Origin of the sequence: Clostridium sp. YIM B02555 (assembly GCF_022320955.1) — a bacterium.
Classification (GTDB): Bacteria; Bacillota; Clostridia; order Clostridiales; family Clostridiaceae; genus Clostridium; species Clostridium saccharoperbutylacetonicum.
The window spans coordinates 151,082-168,444 of the sequence record NZ_JAKJJY010000002.1 but is presented as its reverse complement, the minus strand read 5'-3'; the positions used below and the strand labels follow the sequence as shown (position 1 = coordinate 168,444).

Sequence of the window (17,363 nt, the reverse complement as noted above, 5' to 3'; positions counted from 1 at the left end):
TATAACTTTTAATTATAACCCCAAAATTTTTCGCCAGTATATTCTAATATTTTAAACGATAAGTAAATACTTACGAAATCATCAATATTATTTAAATCAATATTGATGATTTCTTCTATCTTAGAAATTCTATAATATAAAGTATTTCTATGTATATTCATTACTTTTGCAAGTTCAGTCTGATTTTTAAAATTTGCTATGTATGAATAAAGAGTTTCTAAATAATCTGTATTATATTTTTTATCATAATCAATAAGTTTCAAAAGTGAAGGATGACAGAATTCCTTAAGTGACTCATGACCAGAACATAAAGAAAAAATATGTTGCAAAATATATGAATCATAGAAAAAAATAAGTTTGTCACTATTTAAGCACTTCCCTAATTCTATTGCTTTAAGTGACTGTTTATAGTATTTATCAATGTCAATTAAGTTTGAAAATGGCCTGCTAATTCCACAGAATATATTCTGCTCCCCTAAAAAAGTATTTAGTTTTTCTGAATAAATTTCAAGAAACGTCTTATCACTAATATAATTAATCACTGTTACAATATTTCCATTGTATAAAACACATACAGCATCTGGGAAAAGTTTTTTCAAAAAATTTCGAATAAATTTAAATTGAATTAATGATATTTTTTCTTGCTCCATATTAATACTGATAATACGTAGCCATTCTCTTAAATTCCAATTAGCGAATTTAAGATTTTCATTGACAGCCTCTTGATTTTTAATTTTTTCATTAAGTAAATCTAAGATTAATAAATCTCTATTGTCTGCATTTGTTGTTTCATAATATTTGTGTTTCTGAAGTTCTATAGAAAGTGTCTCACTTAACTGATTGATTAATGTTATATCACTTTCACTAAATGGCTTAAATACTTCAAGTATTACAGCTTGCCCTAAAAATTTATTTCCAGAATAAATATTGGCCCATATTCTTGATTCGGCAAACTTAGTATTTTTAGACGAGTTAAGACTTAGAATAGACTTAGAATTTTCATTTAATTCATTTCCATTTTTCACTCTATTCTTAAATCTACTATTAGGCGCTTTTAGATATATAGGCATTGATGAATTTAATACTTCATTGGTTAAGAATGTGTGCAATTTACTATATATCTGATAACCTCGCGATTTAATATTATCCCATACAGGAATGTCAACTTCGATATTTTCTGTAAAGGCAAGTATATTCAAATTAGCATTTCTAACAAAAATAGGATTGCCAATAAGTTCAAAGCCAATGTTAACAATATTCTGAAGCCCATCATCTTGTGAAAGAGCCTCTAGCAATCTTAAAGAGCTATAACTTAACCTTTCGTATTCAGAAAAAATATCTAAAATCAAATTAAAAATTGATTCAATACTACTGTAAGAAATAATTACTATGTTACTCTTTATTTCTTTCCCAATAGAATTATACACTTTATCTTTAGATATAATTAAAAAATTAGCTTCATGTAAGTGAATATGCTCAATTGGAAGCTTTAATACATCCGCCACATATAGTATATTAGGAGCAAAATCTGTAGGAGCAGTTTCTACATATTTTACAGATTGGATAAAAGTTATATTTTTATTGTTAATATAGCTTTGTGGATCATACATCTTTAACTTTTCTATAATAGTGCTAATAAACATTCACAGATACCCTCCATAAATTATATATTTCTATAGATAAAAACAATAAGCCTTTGTGCATATGCAAAAATATTTTATATTATTATTTGTGCTTGTGCATATTGTTGTTGAAAAATTATATCTTTAATATATTATATATCGAAATATAGCTAAATAATTACATTAAAGGAGGAATATCATAATGAACAAAATAAAAATAAAAGCATTACTACTAGCTCTCTCATTGATAGTAATTATTCCATTTCAAACTGCAAGCTATGCAGCAGAACAACAACCTTCAACACAAATTACAGTAAATGTATCTGAGAATGGTAAAGTAATAAATCCTGAACTGTTTGGAGCCATAATCAATTGGACTAAAAACGGAGAAGGTGCTGCAGATCCAAAAACGGGAAAAGCCTATCATTCATTTGAGAAAATGGTGAAGCAATTAGGAATTACCTCAATTAGGTATGGAGGTGGTACTATAAGTGCAACTTGTTTTGATTGGAAGCGTGCTATTGGTCCAATGGATCAAAGACCTATGAACCGTGCAAGAGATGGTGGCCCTGGTCAACCTTCAACTTTTGGTCCAGATGAAATTGGTGATTTACTTGACAAAACTGGTGCTAAAGGTGTTATGATTCTAAACATAAATAGAGATGACGTACAAAGTGCTGCTCAATATTTAGCTTATATGACAGCACCAGTAAGTGAACATCCTTCTTCTGATCCTAATGATCCAAGTTATTGGGCTGCTCTTAGAGCAAAAAATGGTCACCCTAAACCTTATGATTTTAATTGGTGGGACGTTGGAAATGAAGATGATTTAGCTGTAGCTACTCATTGGCGTGATGGAAAACCAGTTGAAATTGGAGCACATACTACTAATGCTACAAATGTAAAATCTGCATTATATGCCTTTGGTGGTACTACCTTATTTGAAAATCAAGATACTATTGGTTATGCTGATTTAACTCCTGATTCATCAATTAGTAAAGGAACAGGAAATCAAGATTTCTATGCAAGTTATCCACCAGTTGCACCGAAAAGCCAAACAGTTTATGTAAATGGTGCTGAATGGAAACAAACAGATAATTTTAAGACGGCTTTACCAACTGATGAAGTTTATACAATTGAAAATAAAAGTGGTAAAATTACATTTGGTGATGGCATCCACGGTAAAATTCCAGCTAAGGGAAGCAAGGTTACAATTACATATAAATCTGGACCTCATGGCGGATTTGTTGATTATTACAAAGCCCTAAAGGCTGTTAATCCAAATATTAAGGTTGCTGCACAAGATGGCGAAACTGGATTTTTTGAGGCAATGGGTTCAACTTATCCATATGATGGTGTTGCTTATCATCCACTTACAGATGGTTTTCCAAAAACTAATCTTCCTGTAGATGAATTTACAAAACAGTTATTTCTAGCACCAGGCTTCCAAAAAACTAAATTAGGAAATATGCAAAATGAAATAGATAGTTATGCTGGAAAGCATGTTCCACTTATTCCATCAGCATATGGGCATGGTCAAGGAAATATACCAAAGGATGGGGATAAAGCCTTCCATTTGAATTTATCAGACGGTCTTTTGAATGCAAGTGAACTTATCCAATATCAGAACCTAGGAATTCCTCTTGCACATAGATTTTTACTTAACGATACCCCATTTAATCCAGATGAAACTGATGCCCCAACAGCTCGAAGATTTAATGCTGCTATTATAAGCAATGGAAAAGATGACAATTTCGTTGCAACACCATCAGGTTTATCCATTGAAATGATGTCTAAATTAGGTGGCATGACTCAAATTACCACAGAAGTAAAAAATAATCCTAAAATTGAGCTTGCAAAAAGTGCTAGTTCTCCAAATGTAGATACTTTATCTACAATTGCTGCTAAGGATAATCACGGAAATGTTGAGTTACTAGTTGTTAATCAAAGTCCAGATAGCGATGTAACAACACAAATAGTTTTAGATCAATATACTCATGCAAAAAAAGCTAAAGTATTTACAATGAATGGTTCAAGTATATATTCTATGAATACATTAGATCAACCAAATAATGTTACTATTAGTAATAGTGATGTTAATGTAGGTAAAGGTGATTTCAATTATACTTTTCCAGCTCATTCTATAACTAGAATTGAATTAGAGTAAACATAAATATAGATACTCAACGTAAGAATTAGACTTACGCGAAAATTACCGAAATTCAATACATTTTACCCCAACAGTTTATAATATAAATCTGTTGGGGTATTTTATCACTTCAATTTATGGATGTTAAGCATACTCTTTGAAATCCAAAGAAATGCACTTAAGCAACCAGGTAGTTAATTTATATAATAATTAGTATATAAATTAACTTCATAATTTTCTAAATATGAATTATAATTATTATAATTTAAAGGAAAGGATGAAAATATATTGAGAGTATATATTGCTATAGATTTTGAAGATAAGATTAAGGATTATTTTGATAAAATAACCACTAATATAAAAGCACATTGTACTAGTGGCAGCTTTACAAGAAAAAATAACTTTCATATGACGATTCGCTTCATAGGTGAAGCTGATGATCTTCAAATTACAAAAATAAAAGAAATACTAGACAAATCAGTTTTAGAGTTAAGTCCTTTCGAATTATTAATAGCTAACTTAGGCATTTTTAAAAGAAAAAAGACTAATATTTTATGGATTGGTGTAGAACAAAATTCTGTTCTTTCTAAACTTCATGAAGAAATTACCAATCTATTAATAGAAGCAAAGATTCCCTTTTATGATAAACTTTTTATGCCACATATAACTTTAGGTCGTAGAGTAATGTTTAATGAAGATTCCGAAGACTTGAATAGCTTAATTCAATTTGAGAAATTTTCAATTCCAGTAAAAGCAATAACTTTAATGGCTAGCAAAGAGGAAAATGGAAAATTTAATGGTGTGCCAATTTATAAAGTTAACCTAAAAAACACGACCACCTGTAAGTAGGTATTCAAGCCACATACAAATGCTCGTGAATTCATGATCATAAATTTTCACTATAAATGTATATATCATAGCATTTTTCCCATTTTCTATTTTTCCAATGTTTATATAGACTCTATTTATATATTTCGGTACTTATTAATAATCTCTTTAAGTTCCATAACGTCAATTGGTTTACTAATATAATCATCCATACCTATATTAATACATATATCTCTATCCCCTCCCATTGCATATGCTGTAGTTGCAATTATAGTAATATGTTTACCAGTTAACTTTTCTTTTTCTCTAATTATTTTTGTAACTTCAATTCCGCTCATATCTGGCATTTGAATGTCCATAAGAATTATATCAAAATCCTCGTTTTCAAGTATCTCCAGCGCTTTTAAACCATTTGAAACTATTTTTATTTTCCATCCTGTATATTTACATAATTGCTTCATAAATCGCTGACTAATCATATCATCTTCAACTTGCAATATCCTAACTTCTGGGTAATTTTTATCATCTTTAAGCATTTTCTGGATATTTGATGCTTCATTATTATCATTATTAATATCAGCTAAACAAGTAAAGTAAAAATTGCTTCCCTTACCATACTGGCTTTCAACAGATATTTCTCCCCCCATGAGTTCGATTAGATTTTTAGAAATTGCAAGTCCCAAGCCTGTTCCTTGAAATCTTTTTGTTGTCGAAATATCCAACTGTGAAAAATAATTAAATAATCTAGGGATGTCTTCTTCCTTAATTCCAATCCCAGTATCTTTTACAGAAAACATTAACTTCACTTTATTATCCGTAGCTTCAACTTTATCTACGAATACATGGATTGACCCTTTTTCAGTAAACTTAATTGCATTTCCTATTAGATTGGTTAATATTTGCATTAATCTACCCTTATCTATTATAATTTCATTTGGTAGATTATCGTCAACAGTAATATAAAGATTCAAGCCTTTATTCTCCGCTAAGTATGTAAATAAGTTTCTACTTTCCTTCACTAGATCAAATATATTTATACATTCAGACTGCAATTCGACCTTACCTACGTCAATTGCTGAAAGATCAAGTATATCATTAATAATTTGGAGCAGATGTTTTGAAGAAGTTTCAATAGTTTTTAATATATCCATTTGTTCATATGTCAATTCTGAAAATTTCAATAAGCTAGTCATTCCCATAATCCCATTCATAGGTGTTCTTATTTCATGACTCATATTTGCTAAAAACTTACTTTTTGCCGAATTAGCTCTTTCTGCTTCTTCTTTTGCTTCCTTAAGCTTACTCTCAGTTAACTTATGCTCTTCAATTTCTTCTTCTAACATACAGTTTGTCTCTTCTAGATGACCATTAACTTCTAATAATTGAGAAGTTCGTCTATCAACAAGCATCTCAAGCTTAGTATTTAGTGAAAGAAGTTCTTCATTTGTATTGACTAATTTCTCATAAATCTTCGAATTGAAAAGCATTATTCCTAGAATTATCATAATTGTTTTAGATAAATCTAAATAGCTTTCCAAATAATTCGGAAACATAATATTTTCCACTTCCATATATCCCATTAGTTCATTGTCAAAAGTTATCCTAAAAACAAATCCTGCTCCTGAGGAAGTGAGAAAATAGTTTTGCTTAAATTCTATATTGTCAATATTATACAATTCACTTTTATATGATTTTTCTTGATAGAAAAACATCTCTTCTTTTTTGTCTTCAATTACTGGAAGAAATGCAATATATTTAGCACCTGTCAACATTTCAAATAATGTGAAAATATTTTTAATTAGTTCTTCCTGCTTTAAAAGCGTTGCTTTTTTTTCAAAAAAATCAAATACAAGAGCATAATCCGTGACTTGCTTATTTTTTGAATTTAAAATATTCTCTAATCGATTAGCTTTCCAGTTTTTATATAAATTGTTTATAGTGCTTGAAAAGCAATTGAGACCCACATCTATAATTTCATATTCCATTCCTATATATTCTGAAAACTCTATCAAATCAGGTAGTATATTGCTATATACATCACTGTTGATAAGAACGACCTTTTTACAGTATTCTGAAAAAAATTCACGCGCATTTTCTTTATTAAATCCATATATGTCTATAATAATATGCTTCCATCTTCTTAACCAGCCTGGTGTAGTCAAATAATATCCTTTTGAAGAAAGATATTCTAGTAGATTATCTCCAGACAATAATGATAGACATGAGTCGAAAATATTTTCGCCAGTAAACGTCTCGTCTTTTCCAGTTTCCTTTTGAATTGGCAGCAAAATAACTTCGTCCCTGCTATAACCTGACAAAATAATACGATCATAGAATTCTTGCCTTCGATTCTTGCAATTTATACAGTCCATTGAATGGTATTTAAATTTAATTTCTTCATTATTCAAGATATTCCGTACACTCTCCGCCTCAATTTTAAAACTTTCACAAATCAAAATACATAGTTTATCATCCATACCATTACCTCCAATTTAATGGATATCTGCCCCACTTATTTACACTTTCTGAGATTTCATGAAGAATATCCTCATTAACCTGATAAGGAATATCTCCTATACTGTCACATAGAATAAAGCCACCACCAGCCCCAGCTTTTCTTATTGCTTCCTTAACATTAAATTCAGCATCAGATCTGTTCCATTTGCACATTTCAATACCATTTAAATTTCCAAGCAATGTAGCTCTTTTACCGACTTTCTTTTTTATTTCAGTTAAATCGTCAGTATGGCTTACCAAAATAGCTTTAATCCCAGCTTCAAGGATTTCCTCAAGTATTGATGTAGAGCTTGCTGAAGAAGTAGCAATTGCTACATCTCTTTTAATAGTTGGTATGGTTCTCTTTGCGGAAAGAAATCCTGTCTTTAAATATACACTTTTAGGAATAATTGAAGATACAGACATAGAATCTATTAACGTTATAAAGGTAGCACCTGCCATCAATTGCATATTAGCCCATTCGGTGCAAAATTTTTCGTTAATTTTTATAAGATGCTCCAATAACTCTGGTTTCTCATAAATTAGTTCAATATATTTATTAAACCCCATTTGAAGAATGGGAAGTGAAAATGGTGACATAACACCACCACCAATAGGTACCGATGTCCCTACTTCACGCTTAAGCATTGATATCGTCTCAAGACAATTCATAAGAATTTTTGATTTTTTAACCTCCGGTGGTTGTAATTTTAAAATATCATCAAATTTCTTTATTATTGGTTCACCAGCATTAGGAGGACCATCCTCCTTGAAAATAACTTCACTTCCAAAGGCTGCATACTCATGAGCAACAGAATAAAATGGATTCAAACAATCATTGTGGAATTTTTCAAGAAGCATCATTTGCCCCTTTACTACATTTTCAGGCTTACTAAAATAGTTTTTAATCGACATGTCTAAAAATTTTGCACAGTAATGTGTACACATTATAAATAATGGTACTTTGTCCGGTTCCTGCATGCTCATAGCTGTCAATACTCTTTCCATAGAAGTATACCTTTTTTCCATTAAGAATCCTCCTTAATCCACCTATCTAAAATAGCAATATTATCAGCTGCACTTTTCCCCATTTCATCTGCACCAACTTCCTTCCAAAGTGCGTTATCCATCAAAAAAGGTGCACCTCCAACTAATATCCTGACTGAAGGATCCTTTTCATGAAGCATTTGAGATATTTTCTTAATTTTTAAAGCAGAATTATACATTAATACTGATATCATAAGTATTTTTATTTTATCTTCAGTGACTTTCTTTAATATCTCCTCAGGTTCACTTATAGTACCATAGTCTATAAGATCAAAACCGCTTGACCTAACAACAGCACATACAATTTTCTTTCCAAGAGTGTGATAATCCTCAAGTGTCACTATTGCAATTGGCTTTGCATTCTTAATCGGGAAATTTTTTTCAGCCAAAATAGTAATAGCAATTTCTTCACACAGCCTGCTGCTCATATATACTTGAGATAAAGCCACTTCCCCTTTTTCCCACTTATCACCAATTGAATTTAAAGACTTAACTATATACTCATCAATAAAATCTATCCCATTTTTTTTAGCTAAAAAATGTTGAAGAATTTTATTAACTTCTAATTTATCGTAATTAATCAGAGCCTTTTCAAATACTTCCCAGTTCATAAGTTAACTCCCTTCTTTATTAAATAAACTTTTCAATTCACTTAATATTTTCTTGTTACTTAATACTGTAATATTTTATGCAGAGAGATATTCATGTCTAATATAATGAAGATTTTTATATGAATTCAGTAGATTTTCCAATTAGGTATGTTAAACGGTAACCGCATTATTAATCAAATCATTACAATTATTATACTCCTTATTATTATATTTTTACATGTTTTTTAACGCATATGACAATAAATAACAGGTCTAAAATTAACAATATAAGTTCCGATGTTGCAGCAGAGCTGCTCTTTTTTAAACTTGATCTTAATTGCAGCAGAGCTGCTCTTTTTAAAGGGGCATATTTTTTAACTTACATGATAATAAATTACAAGTCCCAAATTGTCAATTTAAGTTCCGTTGTTGCAGCAAAGCTGCTCTTTTTTAAGGTGTATATTTAGACCTCCTTAACAAAAAAAATTCCCAAAACCGCAGTTTTGGGAAAAATAACACGCACAAATATTAACATTTACCACTACCATCTATAGAGCAGCTATTTACTACATTCTTAGTTTTATCTATATCCAAATAGTCAAATATGTCTAAAGTTTTTGTTCCATCTTCTAAAATAAAAAATGGAATACCTATTTTGCCTTCTTTAATAATATTAGCAAACATTTCATCATTATCACGATAAGATAAAAATTGCTTTAACATCGTAGTGCTCTCGATAATATTCTTATAATTTAATTCAATATCCTTATGTTCTTCTAAAATGGCTTTTGCTTCAACGCAATTTGGGCAAATTGCTGCACCATACATTGTTATTTTCATTTTATTATCCTCCTGTTTTTTAATACTTAATAGTCTTTATTATATAATTTAATTTCTTTTTCAAAAACTATTATCATCTCCTAATATTATTTTATCATATATTATATATTCTTCAATAAATTTTAAACTATTCATTCTCTAGACACTGTATGGCTATTTGAAAACACAAGATAATTAATCTTCACTTTTAAGTATTGCTGGTATATTAGACAATCTCAGTAAATCACCAAAATGACTTGTTACTCCAATATTTCCAATTAACTCTACTCCAATATTTTTATCTTTTATTAAATTAATCTTATTTCTTAATGAGTCCAAACCATCTTTAACAAAAACTTTTTCATAATGTGATGGACTTCCATAGACAATAATATTTCTCTCTGAATTTTTGTATTTATTTTCACCTTTTAACTGATTTAATTGAACCAGCCATACATTCTTTCCATCATATACCCATTCAAGAGAGACATCACCCAATTCTTTATGATAACTTCTTATCTTATTATTTAAAGTTTTTACTGCTTTAATAATTTCTGCTGGTAATTCTAATTTATCCTGCTCACCAACCATAAATTTATCTCCATTACCATAAACCCCTTCTATTAAATCACCATCTTCATATTCTCTAACAAAAGAAGCTCCAGAATATAAAGCGTCTACAGCTGCTTGAGATAAAATTGAAGCAATATTTATTTCATTTAAGCCTTTGGCTTCTTCTTCCTCCATTAATTTAAATGGATCAATCCAGCTTGACCCTGTGAAAAACTTTCCTGGTTCTTTTCTAATAGGGCATGTTCTGATCCATTTTTCATTCAAACCAGTATCAATACCAAAAGTAAAAGGTGCTATCTTTCTCGATATAACAGTAGTCTTAGGAACCATAATTCCTAAGGAATCAGCAATTAATAATCCAAAGACTTTATCTCCAATAAATCTCGAAAAATTATTTGGCCAAGATATTTTTCTTTCATAATCTACTTTTTCATAATACTCATATTCCCAAATGATAGTATGCTGCTTCCTAACCCCTTGTCTATTAGGATGAATGCTAAACTCAATTCTATAATTTGTATCAAAGTTAATATCAGGCGAAAAACCATATACATTCTTTAATAAATTTAATCCTATTTCTCTTGGTAAGGAACACACACCTTCCTTTTCAATACATTTAGGTGTATCTTCAGGTGAAAACTCTATTACATCGCCTAATGCAACTCCTGAAACTCCACAATCATTTATATCTATATTTTCATTAATAATTGAATATTTATTATTTAATGAGTTTTCATTAATAATCTCTAAAATTTCTTCTATATCCTTAATTCCTTTATTATAAACTAACTTGTTTCCTTTCATAGCTTTTTCACTAAAACTTCTTATATTTACAGCTTTAGATGGTGCAGAAAGAATTAATTTTTCGATTAGATTTTTAGTTGAAGTTTCTTCATTATCGCCAAAATTATTAATATGAATGAATCTGGTTTTTAAATTTAGATCTGGTTCGAAACTTATAAATTGAGCTACATTAGCTATTTTATTAGCTATTAAATAATCTAATTTTTCATCTTTCATTTGATTTTTTTCCAACATAATATCCTTACTCCAATCCATTAGAAATATGACTTCATCTGACAAGTTTTATACTTGTCTCCTACTAATTTATCTGCCTTAGTTAAATTATAGTATGATTTAATATAATTTTATAGATAAAAAATATTATTATCCAAATATACGCCAAAATGAGCTAAAACACTAAATAATTAATGCTTTAGCCCAAAACTTTTATACATTATGGACGATAAAATCCCCGCCTTTTCTAACACTTCATGATAAACTTACAATTCTTCTCCATTTGTTTTAATTAAATTTTTATACCAATAGAAAGAATCCTTTTTATAACGTTTCATACTTCCATTTCCATAATCATCTTGATCCACATATATAAAGCCGTAACGTTTTGTCATTTCAGATGTACTTGATGAAATCATATCAATGGGTCCCCACATAGTATAGCCAATAACCTTCACACCATCTCCAATCGCAAGTTTCATTTGCTCTATGTGTTGCCTTAAAAACTCTATACGATATGGATCATTTATAGTAAAATCGTCATTCAATTTGTCTATAAATCCAGAACTATTTTCTAATATAAATATTGGCAAATTATATCTGTCATAAATATGGTTTAAAGTATATCTGAGTCCAACTGGGTCAATCTGCCATCCCCATTCATTTGCTGGTAAATGAGGATTTTTAAATACACTATGAACATTTCCTGCTGTAAGTTCTAGCTGCTCGCCATCATTACTTGAAATCATTGAATTATAATAAGACATTCCAACAAAATCTGCTGTATAATTTCTTATGCTCTCCAAATCTCCTTCTTCAATATGAAGTTTAATATTGTTCTTTTCAAAATAAGTTTTCGAATAATATGGATATTTACCTTTATTTAAAATATCTAAGAAAAATAAATTTTTCATTTGATCATCACTTTGCATTGCAAGTGCATCTGTTGGTTTACACGTATATGGATAAGTTGTGAAATATGCTACCATACTTCCTATCTTATTGTTACTACCTATTTCATATGCTAGTTTTTTTGCCTTTGAAGCTGCAACAAATTGGTGATGTAAGCCTTGGAATAACATTTCTTCATAATTAGGTTGTCCTTCATTCAATATCCCTAATGTCTTAGCACCAGCTTTAACACTCATATTTATTTCATTAAAAGTAACCCAATATTGCACTTTTCCTTTATATCTATTAAATATAACTTCACAATATCGTAAATATAAATCTATTAATGCTCTATTATACCAGCCACCAAACTTTTCTATTAAAACTATTGGCATATCGAAATGAGAAATTGTTATTAATGGCTTCATATCATATTTAATGCATTCATCAATTACATTATCATAAAACTTTAAAGCTTTTTCATTTGGTGTTTTATCATCTCCATTTGGAAATACACGTGCCCAAGATATAGAATATCTAAAAACCTTAAATCCCATTTCTGCAAATAAAGCTATGTCTGACTTATATGTATGATAAAAATCTATCCCTCTACGCTTTGGATACTTTATAATATCATGGTCATTTTTTGCTTCATTTATCATCTCCATATTTATCTGGATTTGCTTTGTAATTTTCCTATCATTTTTAGGATTAAATTTCATTACTTCTGGTATTGTTAATGTTTTTCCCTCTTCATTATAAGCACCTTCTGCTTGACAAGCAGACAATGCTCCTCCCCATAAGAAATCCTTTGGAAATTCTTTATTCATATGCTTCTTTTCTCCTTCTTACTATGCTTTAATAATAGTTTTGACTGAATTATCTTCTATTGAATTCTCTTGGTATTATTTTACTTAATCACTTTAATAGCCTCTTCACCTATAGCTATTAACCCAACTTTGTTGGGAAGTATATCTTTGTATTCCTCAACATTAGTAATTAATACTGGTGTAATAACATCATATCCTTCACTCTTTATACCTGCTATATCGAATTCAACTAATAAATCTCCAGATTTTACCTTTTGCCCTTTTTCAATATGTACAGTAAAATATTTTCCTTCTAAATTCACTGTATCTAAACCAATATGAATAAGTACTTCCACTCCATCATTTGATATTAATCCAATTGCATGTTTAGTATTAAATAATGCTTCAACGGTTCCATCAAAAGGAGCTACAACCTTTCCAAAACTTGGTACAATAGCAACACCTTTTCCCATTATTCCTTCTGAAAACACCTTATCATTAACTTCAGCTAAATCCTTCGCTTCACCTTCTATTGGGCTTTTTATAAAAATTTCTGAAGCTTTATTATCATTCTTATATTTATTTTCATCTGTCATTTTTTCTTCAATAGTTTCTTCTTTTATTCCTGCAATAAAAGTAAATACTGCTGCTAAAACAAATGCTGCGATTGTTCCTATAATAATGTAAATATATTTACTAGCTTGATATGTTCCTAAACTTAATACACCTGGTATAGTTACTGCAGTACTACTAGCATTTACCATTCCAAAGAAGCCACCAACAATTCCGCCTGATAAACATGCGGCAAAGAATGGTCTTTTATATTTTAAATTAACTCCATATATTGCAGGTTCAGTTACACCAAATAATGCAGTAATTGAACTAGAGCCAGCAGCTGCTTTCATTGTCTTATTCTTCGTCAAAATAAATACTGCAAAAACTGCTCCTGCTTGTGATATATTTGCTGCAATAGCACTTGGAAGCATTGGAGTATATCCTAGTTCCGCTACTTGTTGAATTTGCATTGGCATAATTGAATAATGCATTCCAAACATAACCAATATTGGTCTAAAGAATCCTAAAATAAATCCTGCAATAATTCCATTTGTTGCAAATAAAAATGCAATAACATTTGATAACCAAGTCCCTACATATGAACCAAAAGGTCCTATAACAATTAATTCAAGTGGTACCATTACTAATAATGTCAACATAGGTACTAAAATCACTTGTAACATATCTGGTATTATCTTACTTATAAATTTATACACATAACTCATTATCCATACAGTTAATATGATTGGAATAACTGTTGATGTATATTTAACAAGTAAAATAGGCATTCCTATAAAATCAATTGTGCTCACACCTGTAGTAGCAATATTTGATGCTGCTGTCAATATAGTTGGATGAATTAAACATCCTGCTAAAGCTATAGATAAATATTCATTTGTTTTAAACTTTCTAGCTGAACTTACTGCTAAGAAAAATGGCATGAAATAAAAAATAACATCTGCTATCATATTAAATATAGTTATAAATCCTGATTTACTATCTATCATTCCTGTTGCTGTTATTATCGCAGACAAACATTTCATCATTCCGCAACCAACAAGTGCTGGTAAAACCGGTGTAAATATTCCAGCTATGGTTTCTATAGCTTTGTTTATTGGATTCTTTTTTTGTTCACTAAATTTTTCATCTAAAATATCAGTAGTGTCTATATTACTTATTTTAACGAACTCATCATAAACTTTTTCAACCTTACCTCCAAGTACTACTTGAAGTTGTCCTCCACTATTTTGTGCCTTTAATACACCTTCTATTTTACTTATTTCTTGTAAATTTGCTTTTGAATCATCTTTTAATACTAATCTTAGTCTTGTTGCACAGTGAGTTGCATTAGAGATATTTTTTTCTCCACCGACAAATTCTAAGACTTTTAATGCTATATCCTTATTTGTCATAATATCCTCTCCTAACTTATAATTTTTGAAAAACAAATATTTTTTTCTATATTTATAACTAATCAAATTTTAACTAGTATTCAAATTTGATAATTTAACAAATAAAAAAGACCAAAATAAACGTACCTAAATATAAGTAGCGATATTTTGGTCATGCCTGATCGAATCAGTAACAGTCCATATTATTAATTTATTTATTATTAACTTCTCTGGATTTCACTCTTTGAATATGCATCATCAAATATAATTTTTCATCTGCTGAACAATACCAATTGTAATTTTTGTATAAATATTCTTCAATTTTTTTGACGCATTTATATTCTTCATTATATTTTTTTTTCATTATTTCATACATAAATTCATTGTCATCTTCTAAATTTTCTTTATTGATTTGTCTTAGAATAAAGTACCTAATATGAGTTACAAACCTTGTAAAATTAAAAGATTCTTCATTAAATTCAATTTTAAAATAGTATTTTACAATATTTAAAAGCTCGCCTGTAATTGACGTTACTTTTGTGGTTTCTGCTATATCTTTTGTATCCATTTGAGCGTTTATAAAATGTAAGGCTATAAATGGAGCTTCTTCTGTACTCATTTTTATTTTCAATTCATCATTAATTATATTTACAGCTTCAAGCCCTACCTTATATTCATTTGAATATAAATGCTTTATCTCCCAATAAAGTGGGCTTTTTATTTCCATACCCTCTTTACTTCTTTGAATTGCAAAATTTATATGATCGCATAAGGTTAGAAATATAATTGAATTTAATTCTTTATTCAATACTTTAATTCCATAACTGATTACTTTTTCTGTTACTGCAATAATTTCTGTTGGCATGGAATCTAGAATTTCTGATGCTCTTGTGTTCTTTGGAATAACATATATCTTTTCTATAACTGTTTCATCTGTGATTTCATATGGTATCTTTTGAAATCCAAGACCTTTGCCAACAACAATAATTTCTTCATTGTCCTTATTTAAGGCTAAAACCACATTATTATTTAATTTTTTAATAACCTTCATCTTTCATCATCACCATTCCAACTCTAATATAATAATTATATTATTAAACAAAAAAAGCCAATCTATAGATTAAATTATCTACAAATTGGTCATGCCTGATCGAATCAGTAACAGTCCATACATTATGTATACGTATACTGTATCATTAAAATAATTTCCTGTCAATATTTTTTTTAATATAGCTATTATCTTTCTTTAATCTATAATTCTCATAAGTAATAATTATATTTCCCTTGAAATTTTGTTATTTTTCTAATAGACTACCCATATACACTCTAATTTAAAATATCATTATTAATTATTAATTATAACTTATTAACTAATAAACTATTTAATTTCTATGAATATAACAGAACTTTAAATTTAGGAGGAAATATTATGGAAAATGGCAAATATATTGCATACGTTGGAACCTATACATATGGTGATAGCAAAGGTATTTATAAACTAACTCTCAATGAAAATAACTCTACCATTGAAAATATTGAACCTGTTAGTGAACTTTCTTATCCTACTTATTTAACTATTAATAAAAATAATACTCATCTATACTCAGTTGCAAAAAATGGAGTGGAAGGTGGTGCTTACGCCTTTGAAATAAACCCAATAGATTATAGTTTAAAAGCTTTAGATCATAATTTTAAAGAAGGAAAATCTCCTTGTCATATAATTCTAGATAAAAACGATAACTATCTTTTTACTTCCAATTATCATGAAGCTGAACTTATTTCATATAAAATAGCATCTGATGGTAGCATTGAAAAAGCTGTTGATACTGTAATTCATAGTGGAGATGGGCCAAATAAACCTAGGCAAGATAGTGCACATATTCATTTTGCTGATCTTACTCCTGATAATAAATACATATACACTATTGATTTAGGACTCGATAAAGTATCCTTATATAAATTAAAAGATGGTTATTTTAAAGAAGTAGCTGATTTAAATATAACTCCTGGTTCAGGACCAAGACATATGGAATTCCACCCTAATGGGGCCTTTTCATATTTACTTAATGAACTAAGTTCAAAGATTACTGTTTTAAAATACCATAAAGATAAACCTTCTTTTGAAGAAGTAGAATATATCTCTATGCTACCTGCAGATTGTTCAGTAGAAAGCACTGGTGCTGCAATTCACATATCTTCTAATGGAGATTATCTATATGCTTCCAATCGTGGACATGATAGTATAACAGTTTTTAAGGTGGACTCAGTTTCTGGAAAATTAACCTTTGCATCAAATACAAAACTTCAAGGACAATCTCCACGTGATTTTTCAATATCTCCATCAGGTAAATTTTTACTTGCAGCAAATCAAACTACAAGTAATGTAGAATTATATTCTATAAATCAATTAACTGGAGAACTTACTTATTTAAATATATCTGAACATATACCAAATCCTGTTTGCATTAAATTTTTAAATCAAGCTAATTAATTTGTTTATATCCTTAATTAACTTTAGAAGTTTATTCAAATAGCCTACAAAAATCAAAATTCTAGATTTTTGTAGGCTTAATGTT

At 29.2% G+C, this 17,363-nt stretch carries 12 protein-coding genes; 3 read left to right on the top strand and 9 right to left on the bottom strand.

Annotation, left to right across the window (positions count from 1 at the left end; all coding sequences use genetic code 11):
* Window positions 1-8: 8 nt before the first annotated feature.
* The gene (locus tag L3B98_RS04245; RefSeq protein WP_238915746.1) at window positions 9-1,643 is read right to left on the bottom strand and encodes a helix-turn-helix domain-containing protein; all 1,635 of its coding nucleotides are present in this window, start codon (window positions 1,641-1,643) and stop codon (window positions 9-11) included.
* A 181-nt stretch (window positions 1,644-1,824) separates the two neighbouring features.
* Between L3B98_RS04245 and L3B98_RS04240 the strand changes: the two genes are divergently transcribed.
* Together L3B98_RS04240 and thpR are read left to right on the top strand one after the other, a co-directional pair.
* The gene (locus L3B98_RS04240) at window positions 1,825-3,789 is read left to right on the top strand and encodes an alpha-L-arabinofuranosidase C-terminal domain-containing protein (protein ID WP_077366099.1); all 1,965 of its coding nucleotides are present in this window, start codon (window positions 1,825-1,827) and stop codon (window positions 3,787-3,789) included.
* Window positions 3,790-4,059: 270 nt separating this feature from the next.
* Complete coding sequence (thpR, locus tag L3B98_RS04235) at window positions 4,060-4,620, top strand: RNA 2',3'-cyclic phosphodiesterase (RefSeq protein ID WP_077366100.1); 561 nt, start codon at window positions 4,060-4,062, stop codon at window positions 4,618-4,620.
* A 116-nt stretch (window positions 4,621-4,736) separates the two neighbouring features.
* Here the strand turns inward: thpR and L3B98_RS04230 are convergent, their stop codons facing one another.
* From L3B98_RS04230 to L3B98_RS04195, 8 genes are all read right to left on the bottom strand, one after another.
* Window positions 4,737-7,076, bottom strand: a complete 2,340-nt coding sequence (locus L3B98_RS04230) for an ATP-binding protein (protein ID WP_238915745.1) — start codon at window positions 7,074-7,076, stop codon at window positions 4,737-4,739.
* Between the two features lie 4 nt (window positions 7,077-7,080).
* A complete protein-coding gene (locus L3B98_RS04225; RefSeq protein ID WP_077366102.1) occupies window positions 7,081-8,124 on the bottom strand; it encodes a uroporphyrinogen decarboxylase family protein in 1,044 nt (347 codons plus the stop codon).
* Window positions 8,124-8,753: a cobalamin-dependent protein gene (locus L3B98_RS04220; RefSeq protein ID WP_015394987.1), complete on the bottom strand. Its 630-nt coding sequence runs from the start codon at window positions 8,751-8,753 to the stop codon at window positions 8,124-8,126. Before L3B98_RS04220 ends, L3B98_RS04225 begins: the two co-directional genes overlap by 1 nt.
* A 507-nt stretch (window positions 8,754-9,260) precedes the next feature.
* Window positions 9,261-9,572, bottom strand: a complete 312-nt coding sequence (locus L3B98_RS04215) for a glutaredoxin (RefSeq protein ID WP_077366104.1) — start codon at window positions 9,570-9,572, stop codon at window positions 9,261-9,263.
* A gap of 174 nt (window positions 9,573-9,746) precedes the next feature.
* Window positions 9,747-11,162, bottom strand: coding sequence for a hypothetical protein (locus L3B98_RS04210; protein ID WP_238915744.1), 1,416 nt, complete (start codon window positions 11,160-11,162; stop codon window positions 9,747-9,749).
* A 245-nt stretch (window positions 11,163-11,407) separates the two neighbouring features.
* Complete coding sequence (locus L3B98_RS04205) at window positions 11,408-12,862, bottom strand: glycoside hydrolase family 1 protein (RefSeq protein ID WP_238915743.1); 1,455 nt, start codon at window positions 12,860-12,862, stop codon at window positions 11,408-11,410.
* An 80-nt stretch (window positions 12,863-12,942) separates the two neighbouring features.
* Window positions 12,943-14,808, bottom strand: coding sequence for a beta-glucoside-specific PTS transporter subunit IIABC (locus L3B98_RS04200; protein WP_238915742.1), 1,866 nt, complete (start codon window positions 14,806-14,808; stop codon window positions 12,943-12,945).
* Window positions 14,809-14,998: 190 nt separating this feature from the next.
* Window positions 14,999-15,838 (bottom strand): PRD domain-containing protein, encoded by an 840-nt coding sequence (locus L3B98_RS04195; RefSeq protein WP_238915741.1) that lies wholly within the window; start codon window positions 15,836-15,838, stop codon window positions 14,999-15,001.
* Window positions 15,839-16,216: 378 nt separating this feature from the next.
* Here L3B98_RS04195 and L3B98_RS04190 point away from each other — a divergent pair, with 378 nt between their 5' ends.
* Window positions 16,217-17,278 (top strand): lactonase family protein, encoded by a 1,062-nt coding sequence (locus L3B98_RS04190; RefSeq protein ID WP_238915740.1) that lies wholly within the window; start codon window positions 16,217-16,219, stop codon window positions 17,276-17,278.
* The last annotated feature ends 85 nt before the right edge of the window (window positions 17,279-17,363 follow it).